Raw genomic sequence first — 15079 nt, 5'->3', positions numbered from 1 at the left:
GGGCCGGTGCTGAAGCGCTACTTCTCGCCCTTCGGACCCAGCGTGGTCTTGGAGACCAGCATGAGGAACTCGGCGTTGGACTGGGTGTCCTTGATCTTGTTCGTCAGGATCTCCAGTGCCTGCTGCGTGTCCAGGCCGGACAGCACCCGGCGCAGCTTCCACATGATCTTGATCTCCTCGGAGGTCAACAGGTTCTCCTCGCGGCGGGTGCCGGAGGCGTTGACGTCCACGGCGGGGAAGATCCGCTTGTCCGCCAGCTGACGGGACAGGCGCAGCTCCATGTTGCCGGTGCCCTTGAACTCCTCGAAGATGACCTCGTCCATCTTGGAACCGGTCTCCACCAGGGCGGTGGCGAGGATGGTCAGCGAACCGCCGTTCTCGATGTTGCGGGCGGCGCCGAAGAACCGCTTCGGCGGGTACAGCGCCGAGGAGTCCACGCCGCCGGACAGGATGCGCCCCGAGGCGGGGGCCGCCAGGTTGTAGGCACGGCCCAGCCGGGTCATCGAGTCCAGCAGGACCACCACGTCACGGCCCATCTCCACGAGGCGCTTGGCGCGCTCGATGGCGAGCTCCGCCACCGTGGTGTGGTCGTCGGCCGGGCGGTCGAAGGTGGAGGCGATGACCTCGCCCTTGACCGAGCGCTGCATGTCCGTGACCTCCTCCGGACGCTCGTCCACCAGCACCATCATGAGGTGCACCTCGGGGTTGTTGGTGGTGACGGCGTTGGCGATGGACTGCAGGATCATCGTCTTGCCGGCCTTCGGCGGGGAGACGATCAGGCCGCGCTGGCCCTTGCCGATCGGCGCCACCAGGTCGATCACGCGCGGACCGACCAGCTTGGGGTCGGTCTCCAGGCGCAGCCGCTCCTGGGGGTACAGCGGCACGAGGTCGCTGAACTTCGTGCGCTTCGGGCTGTCCTCGGCCGGCAGGCCGTTGATGGAGGTCAGGCGCACCAGGGCGTTGAACTTCTGCCGGTTCCCGCCGGCGTTGCCGCCCCCGTTGTTCTGGTTCTCTCCGTCACGCGGTGCCCGGATGGCGCCGACGACGGCATCGCCCTTGCGCAGCCCGTACTTCTTCACCATGGACAGGGACACGTAGACGTCGTTCGGGCCGGGCAGGTAGCCGGAGGTCCGCACGAAGGCGTAGTTGTCCAGCACGTCCAGGATGCCCGCGACGGGCAGCAGCACGTCGTCCTCGGTCAGCTCCGTGTCGTCGACCTCGGGGCCGCTGCGACCACGGCGGTTGCGGTTGCGGTCGTTGCGGTTGCGGTTCCGGCGGTTCCGGCGGCTGTCGTCATCCCGGTTGTTGTCCCGGTTGCTGTTCCGGTCATTGCCGCGGCCGCCGGAGGACTGGTCGTTGTCCTGCTTCTGCTCCTGCTGACGGTCATTCGACCGGTCATTGCTGTTCCGGTCGCCGCGGTTGCCGCGGTCCTGGCGATCGTTGGACCGCTCGTTGGTGCGGTCACCACGGTTGCCGCGGTCGTTGCGGTTGCCGCTGCGGTCGTTGCGGCCGGAGGAGCGCTCCTGCTGGCCCTCGGCCTGGGCCGAGCCGCCGTCGGCAACCTCCCCGGCTCCGGCACCGGACTGCTCAGCACCGGACTGCTCGGCGCCCGCCTCGGCGTTCGCGGTGACCGCGGCCGGCGATTCGGCACGGCGGCTGCGGGTCCGGCGGGCGGGACGCTCGGAGGCCTCGGCGCCCGAGGACGCCGGCCCGGACGGTGCCTGCCCCGCCTGGTTCTGGTCAGACTGGTTCTCGTCGGACTGGTTCTGGCCGGCCGGCTTCTGGTCGGCCTGGTTCTGGTCGGCGGAGGCCGCTGCCTTGGCGCCGCGCGTGCCCCGCTTCTTCGGCGCACCCGACGGTTCCCGGGCCTCCTCCCCGGCAGGGGTCTCGGCCGCCTTGCGGTCGGCGACGGAGCCGCCACGCTGGTGGCTGGAGATGGCGGCCACCAGGTCGGACTTGCGCATCCGGGATCCCCCGGTGATGCCGAGCTGGGAGGCCAGGGCCTGCAGCTGGGCGAGCTTCAGGCCGGCCAGTCCGCCGCCGGCGGACGGGGCCGCGGCCTCAGGGGCCTGGGCCTGGCTGGAATTGCCCTCGGAAGACGTGGGCAGTTCAGTGGTTTCGGTCACGAAGGTTCCTTCTCCCTCGTCAGGCAGGATCCGACTGGAGGGATCCCGCTACGTGTGTTCCGGCCGCCGCCTCAACAGGCGGCTGAAAGCCGGGGTTTGATACCGGATCAGAGACGATCCGGGGAAATGGAATCCGAGGAGCCAAGACAGGCCGGAGCCCTGGGGACCGCTGGGTCCTCGTGGAGCCTGGATTCCCACCGACCACGGGATCCTCAAGTCTGAGCGGATCCCAGTCGACATCAGCCCGATATAGGCTGGCCTGAACGGTGTGCCTTCACCTTAGCACCGACTGCGTCCACCGGCAGAATGCTGACACGCCAGGATTGCGCGGAGGCGGCCAACAGGGCTCGCATGGCCGACCGAGCGGCCTCGGCCTGCTCCTCACCGACGGCCAGGACCATGACGGTCGGCCCGGCCCCGGAGACCACGGCGGCCAGGCCCTGCTCCCGCAGGCCCCGCACGAGGGCCACGGACTCCGGCATGGCCGGCTCGCGGTAGTCCTGGTGCAGCCAGTCCCGGGTGCCCGGCAGCAGGAGGGACGGGTCCTGCGTCAGGGCGTGCACCAACAGCCCGGCCCGGCCGGAGTTCGCGGCCGCCACGTGGTGCGGCACCTGGGCCGGCAGCAGGCCGCGTGCCGTCTCGGTGCTGAGGGGCTGCTCGGGGACGGCCACCACCGGCCGGACCGAGGCCTGCGGGCGGATGAAGGCCGAACGGTACCGGCCGTCGTCGTCCCAGGAGACCGTCAGGCCCCCGGCCAGGGCCGGGGCCACGTTGTCCGGGTGGCCCTCCAACTGCGAGGCGGCGTCGAGCAACTCGGCCTCGGAGCCCCGTTCGTCCTCGGGCAGGAGGGCGTCGGCCAGGAGGACGGCGCTGGCGTGGGCCGCGGCCGAGGAGCCGAGGCCGCGGCCGTGCGGGATCCGGTTGATCGCCGTGAGCGTCAGGCCGGAGACATCCCAGCCGCGGTCGCGCAGGTGCGCGCGCAGGGTGCTGATGACCAGGTGCGAGCCGTCGGTGGGCACCACCCCGGCCCCCTCGCCGTCCACGTGGGCCGTGAAGCCCTCCGCCCGCGTGGTCACGGAGACCTCGTCCCGCAGGTCGAGCGCGAGGCCCATGGAGTCGAATCCGGGCCCCAGGTTGGCGGAGGTGGCCGGGACGGACACGGAGACGGTCAGCCCGGCGGGGACCCGGTTCAGCCCCTGGCCCATCAGGCGAGACCGAGGGCGTCGGCCACGGCGACGACGTCGAACGGCACCTTCTGCGGCTCCACGTCCGAGCCGTCGGCGTTGCGCAGGGCCCACTGCGGGTCCTTCAGGCCGTGGCCCGTCACGGTGATGACCCACCGCTTGCCGGCCGGCACGTTGCCGAGGCCGTGGTGCTTGATCAGGCCCGCGACGCCGGCCGCCGACGCGGGCTCCACGAACACGCCCTCCTTCGCGGAGAGCCACCGGTGGGCGGCCAGGATCTCCTCGTCCGTCACGGAGTCGATGAGCCCGCCGGACTCGTCCCGCGCGGACTCCGCCTGCTCCCAGGAGGCGGGGTTGCCGATCCGGATGGCGGTGGCGATGGTGTCCGGCTCGGTGACGGGGTGGCCCAGCACGATCGGCGCGGAACCGGCGGCCTGGAAGCCCCACATGGCGGGGGTCTTCGTGGCGACGGCGGGGAGCTCGCCGGCGGCGGATCCGGGGTGCGGGTTCGTGTAGGGCTGCGCGTACTCGCGGTAGCCCTTCCAGTAGGCCGTGATGTTGCCGGCGTTGCCGACGGGCAGCACATGGTAGTCCGGGGCGTCGCCGAGGAAGTCCACCACCTCGAAGGCCCCGGTCTTCTGGCCCTCGATGCGGTTCGGGTTCACCGAGTTCACCAGGAACACCGGGTAGTTCTCGCTGAGCTTGCGGGCCACGTCGAGGCAGTTGTCGAAGTTGCCGTCCACCTGGAGCAGGGTGGCGCCGTGGGCGATGGCCTGGGAGAGCTTGCCCATCGCGATCTTGCCGTCCGGCACCAGCACCGCACAGGTCAGGCCGGCCTGGGTGGCGTACGCCGCGGCCGAGGCGGAGGTGTTGCCGGTGGAGGCGCAGACCACGGCCTTCGCCCCCTGCTCCACGGCGGCGGTGATGGCCATGGTCATGCCGCGGTCCTTGAAGGAGCCGGTGGGGTTCATGCCCTCGAATTTGACCCAGACCTCGCCCTGGACGAGCTCGGACAACGCGGGCGCCTCGATCAGCGGGGTCCCGCCCTCGCCCAGGGTGATCACCCGGGTGTCCTCGCCCACGGGCAGTCGGTCGGCGTACTCGCGGATGACCCCGCGCCATTGATGTGCCACTGTGCTCAGTTCCCTTCGACTCGCAGGACCGAAACCACTTCGGTCACCACGTCCAATTGCTCCAGGGCGGCCACGGTGGCCGCCAGGTCCTGTTCCCTGGCCTCGTGCGTGATGATCCGCAGGACCGATTCCGGGGTCTCGTCGGTGTACTCCTCGCTGGACTCCTCCGCCACGAGGTCGTCCTCGGCCAGCGGGACCTGGCGCATGGAGACGATCGAGACGCCGTGCTCGGCCACGGAGGAGGCTATGGAGGCCAGCACGCCGGGACGGTCCGCCACCCGCAGGACCACCATGTAGCTCGTGTGCGCCTCCCCCACGGGCAGGGCCGGGACCACGGACTTGGGGGTGTGGGTCCGCCCGGCGCCGCCGCGGACCAGGCGGCGGGCGATGGAGACCACGTCCCCCATGACGGCGCTGGCCGTGGGCGCTCCGCCGGCGCCCGGACCGTAGAACATCAGCTCGCCGGCATTCTCGGCCTCCACGAAGACGGCGTTGAAGGCCCCGCGCACGGCGGCCAGCGGATGCTCGCGGGGCAGCAGCGTGGGGTGCACGCGCAGCACGGCCCCGGCCGTCCCGTCCCTGGCGGTGATGCGCTCGGCGATCGCCAGCAGCTTGATGACGTAGCCGGCCTCGGAGGCGGCCTCGTTGTCCGCCGCCGTGATCCGGGTGATGCCCTCGCAGTGGACCTCGTCGATCCGGAACGGCGCGTGGAAGGCCAGGTTGGCGAGGATGGCGGCCTTGGCGGCGGCGTCGTGGCCTTCGACGTCGGCCGTCGGGTCCGCCTCGGCGTAGCCCAGGGCCTGCGCGTCGGCGAGGGCGTCGTCGAACGTGGCGCCCGTGGAGTCCATCTGGTCGAGGATGTAGTTCGTGGTGCCGTTGGCGATGCCCATCACCCGGGTGACGGTGTCCCCGGCCAGGGAGTCCCGCAACGGCCTCAGGATCGGGATGGCACCGGCCACGGAGGCCTCGAAGGACAGCTGGGTGCCCGCGTCCGCCGCCGCCCGGAACAGCTCCGAGCCGGACTGGGCCAGCAGGGCCTTGTTGCCGGTGACCACGGCCGAGCCGTGGGCGATGGCCCGCTCGATGAGCGTCTTGGCCGGCTCGATGCCGCCCATCAGCTCCACCACGATGTCCGCCGAGTCCACGAGCGCCTCGGCGTCCGCGGTGTAGAGCTCGCGCGGCAGCCGGTAGTCGCGGTCGCCGTCCGGGTTCCGGACGAACACGCCGGCCAGCTCGAGGCGGGTGCCCACCCGGGCCGCCAGCATCCCGGCGTCCTCCGTGAGGATGCGGGCCACCTGGGAGCCGACGGTCCCGGCACCGAGCAGCGCGATCTTCAGGGCCTCGGGCGAGGACTCCGGCGAGGTCTGGGACGGGGCCTGCTGCGTGGCCTCGCGGTCGGCCGGGGTGGTGGCGGTCATGGTCCTCCGATGGTTCTGGTGCTGCGGTTCTGGCCGGACTCTACCGTCCGGGGTCTTCTGGTCCGGGGTCTTCTGGGCCCGGTGTCTTCCAGCTCGGGCGCCTACAGCCCGGTCTCACGGGCGAAGAGGTCGTCCTCGGTCTCTCGCCGGATGATGACCCGGGCCCGGCCGTCCCGCACGGCCACGACGGCCGGCCGGGTGAGCATGTTGTAGTTGCTGGACAGCGAGTGGCAGTACGCGCCGGTGGCGGGCACGGCGAGCAGGTCCCCGCGGCCCACGTCCTCCGGCAGGTAGGCGTCCTTGACCACGAGGTCCCCGGACTCGCAGTGCTTGCCGACCACCCGGGAGAGCACGGCCCCGGACGCCGAGGTGCGGGAGGCCAGCGCCACGGAGTAGTCCGCCTCGTACAGCACCGGCCGCGGGTTGTCGCTCATGCCGCCGTCCACGGAGACGTAGCGGCGGGGGTGGGTGGTGCCGTCCGCACCGTCCACCGTGACGGTCTTGCGCACGCCGGCCTCGTAGAGGGTGAACCCCGCCGGTCCGGAGATGGCGCGGCCCGGCTCGATGGAGATCCGGGGGCACCGGATCCCCAGCTTCGTGCAGGCCGCCCGCACCACCCCGGCCAGCGTGGTGGCGATGTCCGCCGGCGTCCGCGGGGCGTCCGCCGGCGTGTAGGCGATCCCGTGGCCGCCGCCCAGGTCCAGCTCCTCCAGCGCGACGCCGTGCTCGGCCGCGATCTCGGCGAGGAAGCCCAGCAGCTTCTCCGCGGCGACGCCGAAGCCCTCGGCCTCGAAGATCTGGGAGCCGATGTGGCAGTGCAGTCCGCGCAGGTCGACCGACTCCGCGGCCAGGGCACGCGCCACGGCCTGGCCGGCCTGACTCGCCAGCCCCCCGGCCATCGAGAGCCCGAACTTCTGGTCCTCGTGGGCCGTGGCGATGAACTCGTGGGTGTGGGCGTGCACCCCCGGGGTCAGGCGCAGCATGACCGGGGCCACGGCGCCGGCCTCGGCGGCCAGCTCGGTGAGCCGGTCCAGCTCGTCGAGGGAGTCCACGACGATGCGGCCCACCCCGGCCTGCAGCGCGCGGCGCATCTCGGCGTCGGACTTGTTGTTGCCGTGCAGCCCGATGTGGGCGGGCTCCACGCCGGCCCGCAGCGCGGCGGCCAGCTCCCCGCCGGAGGCCGTGTCCAGGCGCAGCCCCTCCTCGGCGACCCAGCGGGCGGCCGCGGTGCACAGGAAGGACTTGCCCGCGTAGTAGACGTCCACCCCCCCGCAGAGGTCGGCGAAGGCCTCGTCGAAGGCGTCCCGGAAGGCCCGGGCGCGCCCGCGGAAGTCGTCCTCGTCCAGCACCAGCAGCGGCGTGCCGTGGTCCCGGGCGAGCTGGGAGACGCCGAGGCCCTGCACGGCGATCTGGCCGTCGTCGTTCCTCTGCACGCCGGAGGCCCAGAGCTGGGGGGCCAGCGCGTTCGGGTCCTCGGGGTACTCGAGCCAGGCGGGGGCCAGTGGGGAGGGTCCGGTGGTCGCGGCAGTCACAGTCACATCCGTTCCGGGGCGCTGACGCCCAGCAGGTCGAGTCCGTTGGCGAGCACCTGTGCGGTGGCCTCGTTCAGCCACAGCCGGGTGCGGTTGGTGTCCGTGATCTCCCCGGCGCCCTCGTCCGTGGCCGCCGGCACGATCCGGCACGCGGCGTACCAGGAGTGGTAGGCGCCGGCGATGACCTCGAGGTGGCGGGCCACCCGGTGGGGCTCGCGGAACTGGGCCGCCTGCGCCACGATCGAGGGGAACTCGCCCAGCCGGGCCAGCAGGTCCGATTCGGTCGCGTGCGTGAGCAGGGACGCGTCGAAGGCCGAGCGGTCGACGCCGGCCGCCTCGGCCGTGCGCGAGGCCCCCTTGGACCGGGCGTGGGCATACTGCACGTAGAAGACCGGGTTGTCGTTGGTCCTCGACGTCAGGATCTCCGGGTCGATGGTGATCGGGGAGTCCGCCGGGTACCGGGCCAGCGAGTAGCGCAGCGCGTCGGCGCCCAGCCAGTCCACCAGGTCCTTGAGCTCGATGATGTTCCCGGCCCGCTTGGACAGCTTGGCGCCGTTGACCGAGATGAGCTGGCCGATCAGCACCTCGATGTTGTGCTGCGGGTCGTCCCCGGCGCAGGCGGCGATGGCCTTGAGCCGCCCCACGTAGCCGTGGTGGTCCGCGCCGAGCAGGTAGATCTTCTCCGTGAAGCCGCGGTCCTTCTTGGACAGGTAGTAGGCGGCATCGGCGGCGAAGTAGGTCGGCTCGCCGTTGGCGCGGATGAGCACGCGGTCCTTGTCATCGCCGAAGTCCGTGGTGCGCAGCCAGACCGCGCCGTCCCGGTCCTCGATGTGGCCCTGCTCCCGCAGCCGCCGCACCGCGGACTCGATGGCGCCGGAGGAGTGCAGCTGCCGCTCGGAGAACCAGATGTCGAAGTGCACGCCGAAGGCCGCCAGGGTGTCCCGGATGTCCCGCATCTGGTGGACGTAGGCGGCCTCGCGGATCACCGGCAGGGCGGCCTGCTCCGTCAGGGTCCTCAGGTCCGGATGGTCCGTGGAGACCTGGCGGGCCAGGTCCTGGATGTACTCGCCGGGATACCCGCCCTCCGGCACGGGCAGGCCGTGCAGCCGGTTGTAGACGGACTGGGCGAACACGTCCATCTGGTGGCCGGCGTCGTTGATGTAGTACTCGGCCGTGAGCTCGGCCCCCGAGGCACGCAGCAGCCGGGAGATGGCGTCGCCGAGGGCGGCCCAGCGGGTGTGGCCGATGTGCAGCGGGCCGGTGGGGTTGGCGGAGACGAACTCCATGTTCACCACGTGGCCGACCAGCGCGGAGTTGCGGCCGTAGTCGGCGCCGGCCTGCACCACGGTGCGGGCCAGCTCGCCGGCGGCCGCGGCGTCGAGGGTGATGTTCAGGAACCCGGGCCCGGCGATCTCCACGCCGACGACGCCCGGGGCCCGGCGCAGGCGCTCGGCCAGCAGGGCGGCCAGGTCACGGGGGGCCATTCCGGCCTGCTTGCCCAGCTGCATGGCCACGTTGGTGGCCCAGTCGCCGTGCTCGCGGTTCTTCGGTCGCTCCACCTTCACGACGGCGGGCACGGCCACCGAGATCTCGCCGGCGTCGACGGCATCCTGCAGGCAAGCGGTCAGGGCTGTAGAAAGGTCTTCGGGGGTCACCCGCAACAGTCTAATGTTCTGCGGCTGGCCGCCGGACACCGTGTCCGGCAGGCCGGTTTTCCGACAGGACCGCTGATGGGGTAGGGTTGTGAAGTCCCGATCGGCCCGCCGGTCACCGGACCCCCGCCTCCGTAGCTCAGGGGATAGAGCGTCTGCCTCCGGAGCAGAAGGCCGCAGGTTCGAATCCTGCCGGGGGCACCCTATCCGAGACCGGCATCGCCGTCGCGCTCCAGCACCCCGATCACGCCGCCGGCCGCATCGCACACCTCGAGCCACTCCCCGGCGGACCCCCGCACCCACCGCGCCGCGGCCGCCCCCAGCAACCAGGTGTCAACGTCGCGGCAGAACATCATCGTGGAGACGAGGCGGCCGAACTCGAGCCGGTCCCCCGTCAGGACCCACTGCCCCACGAGCCGGTTGCACCCGTCGGACCCGTACAGCCCGCCCTCGGCGTCGAAGCCCAGCCAGGGCTGCCCCGGCGCGTCCGATCCCCAGCGGTGATCCGTCAGCTCTTCCATCCGGCCAGCGTAGGGCAGACCATGCAGGGATGGAGGAGACGGTCATCACTGCCCACCCGGACGATGCCGGCCGCGCGGAGGCCCTGGCGTTCATCGTCGCCTGCCAACAGGACCCGGCGACGTCGACGGCCTACCTGGGCGAGGACCCCACCGGGATCGAGGCCGAGCTGGAGGGCCTGGACCGGCCGTGGCTGAGCGGCTGGCGCGCGGTCCTTACCGGCGGTCAGAGCGGCGGCGAGATCATCGCCGCGTGCACGGTGGACTGGGACGCCGAACCGTCGATGGCCTGGATCCACGGTCCCTGGGGAACGCCCGGCGCGGTGGACCGCCACGGCCATGCCCTCCTGGCGGCGATCGACCGCCAGGTGCCAGCGGAGATCACCCACCTGGAGGTGTGCGGGCACGTGGCCAACACGGCCCTGGCCTCCCTCGCCGACCGGCTCGGCTGGACCGCCACGGAGGTGAACTTCGCCCTCGTGGCCCCCGCCGCCCGGGCCCGGGCCTGTACCCTGCCCGACGCCGGCCCGGCACCCGGGGTGCGCCTCCGGCGGATGGTGCCGGCCGACGTCGGGCCCGTGGAGCCGTTGCACGCCGCGGAATTCGGCGCGGCCTACGCGACGGCAGCGCAGCTGGCCTCCGCGTACCACACCGTGGTGGCCGAGGACGGCGACGGGACGCTGCTGGGCTATGCGGCCGGGACGCTGCAGGACGACGGCTCCGCCTATGTGGACTTCACGGCGGTGGACCCCGCCGTCCGCCGGCGGGGCCTGGGCCGGCGGCTGGTCGTGGAGCTCGTCCGCGTGCTGCTGGAGGCCGGTCGGCCGGAACTGGTGCACCTGACCGTCCGGGAGTCCCGGGCGGCCGCCCACGCACTGTACCTGTCCCTGGGGATGCGCCAGGACGCGGCGCTGCGCGGCTACCGGGGCGCGCGACCGGTCACGGCGCCGGTCAGCTGACCGGGGCCGCGTACTCCTTGCCCTTGGCCACGGCCACGGCCTCGTCGAACTCGGCACTGATCTCGGCGTTGGCCTCGGCGGTGGCCGGGTCCCGCGGACGCCGCGTCGCGAGCGAGACCACGGTCCCGACGATCGCGGCGAGCACGAAGCCGGGGACGATCTCGTACAGGGCGAAGGTGCCGCCCCACGCCTCGTCCGGCATGTTGCCCCACCAGAACACGATCACGGCGCCCACCACGAGGGAGGACAACGCGCCCCAGGTGTTGAACCCCTTCCAGAACAGGGAGAGGATCACGATCGGTCCGAAGGAGGCGCCGAAGCCGGCCCAGGCGAAGGCCACGAGCTCCAGGACGCTGGACTCGGGGTCCAGGGCGATGAGGAACGCGATCACGGCCACCAGGATGACGCCGCTGCGGCCCAGCCACAGCTCCGTCCGCGCATTGGCCTTGCGGCCGAAGAGCTTGTAGAGGTCCTCCACGAGGGCGGAGGAGCACACGATGAGCTGCGAGGAGATCGTGGACATGACGGCCGCCAGCACCGCGGCCAGCACCAGGCCGGCCACGAAGGGGTGGAACAGAATCTGGGACAGCAGCAGGAACACGGTCTCCGGGTCATCCAGGGTGAGCTCCGGGTGCGCCTGGAAGTAGGCGATGCCCACGAGCGCGGTCATCACGGCCCCGAAGGCGCACAGGGCCATCCAGGCGATGCCGATGCGGCGGCCGGCCACGGCGTCCTTCGCGGAGCGCAGCGCCATGAACCGGACGATGATGTGCGGCTGGCCGAAGTAGCCCAGTCCCCAGGCCAGGGCCGAGACGATCCCGACCCAGGTGGCGTTGGCGAAGAAGGACAGCCGGTCCCCGCCCTCGCCCAGGGCGGCATCCGCGGCCCGGATGGAGTCGACCATCTCGCCCCAGCCGCCGATGTTGATCAGCGCCACCAACGGGACCGCGATCAGGGCAGCGAGCATGAGCAGGCCCTGGGCCACGTCCGTCAGCGAGGCGCCGAGGAAGCCGCCGAACAGGGTGTAGACGAGGGTGACCCCGGCGACCAGGAGCATGCCGGCCAGGTACGTGGAGCCGAAGGAGGACTCGAAGAACTTGCCGCCGGCCACCATGCCGGAGGACACGTAGAAGGTGAAGTAGACCAGCACGATGGCCCCGGCCACGATCCGCAGCAGGTGCCTGCGGTCCCGGAAGCGGTTCTCCAGGAACGAGGGGATGGTGATGGAGTTCCGGGAGACCTCCGTGTAGGCGCGCAGCCGCGGGGCGATGAACTTCCAGTTCAGCCAGGCGCCGATCGTCAGGCCGACCGCGATCCATGCCTCCACCAGCCCGAAGGCGTAGATGGCCCCCGGCAGTCCGAGCAGCAGCCAGCCGGACATGTCCGAGGCCCCGGCGGACAGGGCCGCCACGAACGGGGGCAGCCGCCGGCCCGCGAGCATGTAGTCGTCCAGGTCGTTGTTCTTCCGGGAGGCGTAGAACCCGATGGCCAGCATGGCCGCGAAGTACAGCAGGATCGCGATGAGCGTGAAGGTGGTCTCCATGGTGGTCTCCTACTGCAGCAGGGTCTTGTCGTCCAGCGTGGCGCCCTTGATCTTCTCGAATTCCGAGAGCAGGTCGGCGACCGTCTTGCCGCGCTTCTGCTCCTCGTCCAGGTCCAGGATGATCCGGCCGTCGTGCATCATCACCAGCCGGTTGCCCACGCGCAGCGCCTGGTCCATGTTGTGGGTGACCATCAGGGTGGTGAGCCTCTTGTCCGTGACGATCTGCTCGGTCAGCCGGGTCACGAGCTCGGCCCGCTGGGGGTCGAGCGCGGCGGTGTGCTCGTCCAGCAGCAGGATCCGCGGGTCCGAGAACGTGGCCATCAGCAGGCTCAGCGCCTGCCGCTGGCCGCCGGAGAGCAGTCCCACCTTGGCCTTGAGGCGGTCCTCCAGGCCCAGTTCCAGGATGGCCAGTTCCTCGGCGAAGCGACGACGCTTGGCGTTGCTGACCCCGCGGCCCAACAGGCGGGCGGTCCCCCGCTTGTCCGCGATCGCCATGTTCTCCTCGATGGTCAGGTGCGGGGCGGTGCCCGCCATGGGGTCCTGGAAGACCCGCCCGACCACGTCCGCACGGCGGTAGTCCTTGACCTTGGTGACGTCACGGCCGTCGATCCGCACGGTGCCGGCGTCCGGGGTCAGTTCGCCCGAGATCACGTTGAGCACCGTCGACTTGCCGGCGCCGTTGGACCCGATCACGGTGACGAAGTCGCCCTCGGCCAGGTCCAGCTCGATGCCGCGCAGGGCCCGGCGCTCGTTGACGGTGCCGGGGAAGAAGGTCTGGTCGACCCGGTCCAGCTTCAGCATCAGCGATCCCCTCCCGGAGTGGTTGCCGACGCAGTTCCGGTGGCGGCCTCGGCGACGGCCGGCGACGGCGGCGCCTGGGCTCCCGCGGCGACCGCACCACTCGGGTCGGCCCGGTTGGTCAGCGCCTTGCGGCGCCGGAAGAAGGGCATCTGGGGCACCACCAGGGCGATGACCACCAGCACGGCCGAGATCAGCTTCATGTCGTTCGGGTCGAGCCCGGCCATGAGGGCCAGCTGGATGGCCACCCGGTAGAGCACGGACCCGACGATCACGGCCATCACGGCGACGAGGATCGTCCTCGTGCCGAAGATCGCCTGGCCGAGGATGACCGAGGCCAGGCCCGCGATGATCAGGCCGATGCCCATGCCGACGTCGGCGAAGCCCTGGTACTGCGCGACGACGGCGCCGCTGAGGCCGACGAGTCCGTTCGACAGCGCCAGGCCCAGGATCTTCTGGTTGTCGGTGTTGACCCCGTAGGACCGGATCATCTTCTCGTTGTCCCCCGTGGCCTGCATCGCGAGACCGATGTCCGTGTGCAGGAACCAGACGAGGGCCAGCCCCAGCAGGACCGCCACGGCGGAGAAGATGGCGATGGTGCCCAGGCCGCTGGTGAGGCCGGCGTCGTCGAGCGGGGTGAGGGCGGTGTCCTCCCCCAGCAGGGGGACGTTGGGCCCGGCCATGATCCGCAGGTTGATCGAGTACAGGGCGATCTGGGTCAGGATGCCGGCCAACAGGCCGTTGATGCGGCCCTTGGTGTGCAGCAGTCCGGTGATGACCCCCGCCAGGAACCCGGCGACGAAGGCCATCAGGAACGTCAGGTAGGGATCGACCCCGTGGGTGATCGAGATGGCCGCGACCGCGGCCCCCGTGGTGAACGAGCCGTCCACGGTCAGGTCCGGGAAGTCCAGGATGCGGAAGGTCACGTAGACCCCGAGGGCCATGATCGCGTAGATCACGCCCAGTTCGATGGCGGTGGTCATGCCCTGCTGCCTACTCCCCGCCCACCACGTGGTCGGCCTCGTCCAGGATCGACTGCGGGATCTGCACCCCCATGGACTCGGCGGCCTCGGGGTTCACGAACAGTTCGGGCTCCGTCAGCGTCTCGACCGGCATGGAGGCCGGGTCGGCGCCCTCGGTCAGGATCTGGACCGCCATCTCGGCGGTCTGCGCACCGAGCTTCTCGTAGCTGATGCCGTACGTGGCCACGCCGCCGCGCTCCACGGAGTCGCCCTCGGCGGGGATCAGCGGGATCTGGCGGTCCTGGGCCACCCCGATCAGGGTCTCCAGGGCCGTCACCACGGCGTTGTCGGTGGGCACGTAGATCGCGTCGACGTCGGACAACGAGTTCGCCGCCTGCTGCACCTCGGAGGAATTCGAGACCGTGGCCTCCACGATCTCCAGCCCGAGGTCGCTGGCCGCCTCCTTGGCCCATTCGACCTGGACCTCGGAGTTGGCCTCGCCGGAGGAGTACACGATGCCGACCCGCTCGGCCTCCGGGTCCAGCTCGGTCAGCAGCGTCAGCTGCTCCACCACGGGGTTGGCGTCCGAGGTGCCCGTGACGTTGCCACCGGGGGCCTCGTTGGACTCGACCAGCTGGGCACTCACCGGATCGGTCACGGCGGTGAACAGCACCGGGACGTCCGTGACGGCCTGGGCGGCGGCCTGGGCGGCCGGGGTGGCGATGGCCAGCACGAGGTCGTAGTCGCCCGAGGCGAAGGTGCCCGCGATGGTGTTGGCGGTGGCCTGGTCGCCCTGGGCGTTCTGCACGTCCAGCGAGACGTCGAGCCCGGATTCCTCCAGCCCGGCCTCGAAGCCGGTCAGGGCGGCGTCCAGGGACGGGTGCGAGACCAGCTGCGAGACGCCGATGGAGTACGACTCGGAGGCGGCGTCGCCGCCGTCGGTGGCCGTACCGGCGTCGCCGCCGCCGTCCGTGCCGCCGCAGGCGGTGAGGGCGAGCGCTGAGACGGCCAGGAGGGCACCGCCGCGCAGTCGGGTGCTGGTTCGATGACTGGCGAGCATGAGAGGGGTCCTTTCACCACGGCGTACCCCGGGTGGCGCTGGTGCACCGGTGCGAGGATGGTCCGGAGTACGACGGTATCCCACCCTAGACGTGTCGGCCGCCACACGGGACCTATGCCGCGCGTTGGGTACCCGGGGGAGCCCGATTCTGGACTTGATGTCCGTCACATCCGCCCTCTGGAGCGGATTCGTCC

At 71.4% G+C, this 15079-nt stretch carries 12 protein-coding genes and 1 tRNA gene; 2 read left to right on the top strand and 11 right to left on the bottom strand.

Annotated elements, in window-relative coordinates; all coding sequences use genetic code 11:
• Window positions 1–17: 17 nt before the first annotated feature.
• The 6 genes from rho to argS all read right to left on the bottom strand — a co-directional run bounded on the left by rho (window position 18) and on the right by argS (window position 9048).
• On the bottom strand, window positions 18–2126 hold the full coding sequence (gene rho / locus RE421_RS08825; RefSeq protein ID WP_309808867.1) for a transcription termination factor Rho: 2109 nt from the start codon (window positions 2124–2126) through the stop codon (window positions 18–20).
• A 239-nt stretch (window positions 2127–2365) separates the two neighbouring features.
• Window positions 2366–3331 (bottom strand): homoserine kinase, encoded by a 966-nt coding sequence (gene thrB, locus RE421_RS08820; RefSeq protein ID WP_309808865.1) that lies wholly within the window; start codon window positions 3329–3331, stop codon window positions 2366–2368.
• Window positions 3331–4443: a threonine synthase gene (gene thrC / locus RE421_RS08815; RefSeq protein WP_309808862.1), complete on the bottom strand. Its 1113-nt coding sequence runs from the start codon at window positions 4441–4443 to the stop codon at window positions 3331–3333. The genes thrB and thrC overlap by 1 nt, the downstream gene beginning before the upstream one ends.
• Window positions 4444–4448: 5 nt before the next feature.
• Entirely contained in the window at window positions 4449–5861 is a 1413-nt protein-coding gene (locus RE421_RS08810) for a homoserine dehydrogenase (protein ID WP_309808860.1), read from the bottom strand.
• 101 nt (window positions 5862–5962) lie between these two features.
• Entirely contained in the window at window positions 5963–7393 is a 1431-nt protein-coding gene (lysA, locus tag RE421_RS08805) for a diaminopimelate decarboxylase (protein ID WP_309808858.1), read from the bottom strand.
• Between the two features lie 2 nt (window positions 7394–7395).
• A complete protein-coding gene (gene argS / locus RE421_RS08800) occupies window positions 7396–9048 on the bottom strand; it encodes an arginine--tRNA ligase (RefSeq protein WP_309808856.1) in 1653 nt (550 codons plus the stop codon).
• A gap of 125 nt (window positions 9049–9173) precedes the next feature.
• Here argS and RE421_RS08795 point away from each other — a divergent pair.
• Window positions 9174–9246 (top strand) — tRNA-Arg (locus tag RE421_RS08795).
• A 2-nt stretch (window positions 9247–9248) separates the two neighbouring features.
• Here RE421_RS08795 and RE421_RS08790 read toward each other — a convergent pair.
• Window positions 9249–9566 (bottom strand): META domain-containing protein, encoded by a 318-nt coding sequence (locus RE421_RS08790; RefSeq protein WP_309808853.1) that lies wholly within the window; start codon window positions 9564–9566, stop codon window positions 9249–9251.
• Between the two features lie 29 nt (window positions 9567–9595).
• On the opposite strand from RE421_RS08790, the gene RE421_RS08785 reads away from it, so the two are divergent.
• Window positions 9596–10522 (top strand): GNAT family N-acetyltransferase, encoded by a 927-nt coding sequence (locus tag RE421_RS08785; RefSeq protein WP_309808851.1) that lies wholly within the window; start codon window positions 9596–9598, stop codon window positions 10520–10522.
• Here RE421_RS08785 and putP read toward each other — a convergent pair.
• Genes putP through RE421_RS08765 form a run of 4 tightly spaced genes read right to left on the bottom strand, consistent with a single transcriptional unit; the run spans window position 10515 to window position 14885 of the window.
• Window positions 10515–12065, bottom strand: a complete 1551-nt coding sequence (putP, locus tag RE421_RS08780) for a sodium/proline symporter PutP (protein ID WP_309808849.1) — start codon at window positions 12063–12065, stop codon at window positions 10515–10517. The two genes, RE421_RS08785 and putP, sit on opposite strands and share 8 nt — an antisense overlap.
• A gap of 9 nt (window positions 12066–12074) precedes the next feature.
• Window positions 12075–12866: an ABC transporter ATP-binding protein gene (locus RE421_RS08775; protein ID WP_309808847.1), complete on the bottom strand. Its 792-nt coding sequence runs from the start codon at window positions 12864–12866 to the stop codon at window positions 12075–12077.
• On the bottom strand, window positions 12866–13846 hold the full coding sequence (locus tag RE421_RS08770; RefSeq protein ID WP_309808845.1) for an ABC transporter permease: 981 nt from the start codon (window positions 13844–13846) through the stop codon (window positions 12866–12868). The genes RE421_RS08775 and RE421_RS08770 overlap by 1 nt, the downstream gene beginning before the upstream one ends.
• A gap of 10 nt (window positions 13847–13856) precedes the next feature.
• Entirely contained in the window at window positions 13857–14885 is a 1029-nt protein-coding gene (locus RE421_RS08765) for an ABC transporter substrate-binding protein (protein WP_309808842.1), read from the bottom strand.
• Window positions 14886–15079 lie beyond the last annotated feature (194 nt).

The sequence above is a fragment of the Citricoccus sp. I39-566 genome (assembly GCF_031432995.1).
In the GTDB taxonomy this organism is placed as follows: Bacteria; Actinomycetota; Actinomycetes; order Actinomycetales; family Micrococcaceae; genus Citricoccus; species Citricoccus nitrophenolicus_A.
The sequence above is the reverse complement of the archived record's forward strand: the minus strand, read 5'-3'. Positions and strand labels throughout refer to the sequence as shown.

Coding starts and splice junctions, on each gene's coding strand:
- thrB (WP_309808865.1), bottom strand. CDS start 3,331: ATGGGCCAGGGGCTGAACCGGGTCCCCGCCGGGCTGACCGTCTCCGTG.
- RE421_RS08810 (WP_309808860.1), bottom strand. CDS start 5,861: ATGACCGCCACCACCCCGGCCGACCGCGAGGCCACGCAGCAGGCCCCG.
- RE421_RS08790 (WP_309808853.1), bottom strand. CDS start 9,566: ATGGAAGAGCTGACGGATCACCGCTGGGGATCGGACGCGCCGGGGCAG.
- RE421_RS08785 (WP_309808851.1), top strand. CDS start 9,596: ATGGAGGAGACGGTCATCACTGCCCACCCGGACGATGCCGGCCGCGCG.
- putP (WP_309808849.1), bottom strand. CDS start 12,065: ATGGAGACCACCTTCACGCTCATCGCGATCCTGCTGTACTTCGCGGCC.
- RE421_RS08775 (WP_309808847.1), bottom strand. CDS start 12,866: ATGCTGAAGCTGGACCGGGTCGACCAGACCTTCTTCCCCGGCACCGTC.
- RE421_RS08770 (WP_309808845.1), bottom strand. CDS start 13,846: ATGACCACCGCCATCGAACTGGGCGTGATCTACGCGATCATGGCCCTC.
- RE421_RS08765 (WP_309808842.1), bottom strand. CDS start 14,885: ATGCTCGCCAGTCATCGAACCAGCACCCGACTGCGCGGCGGTGCCCTC.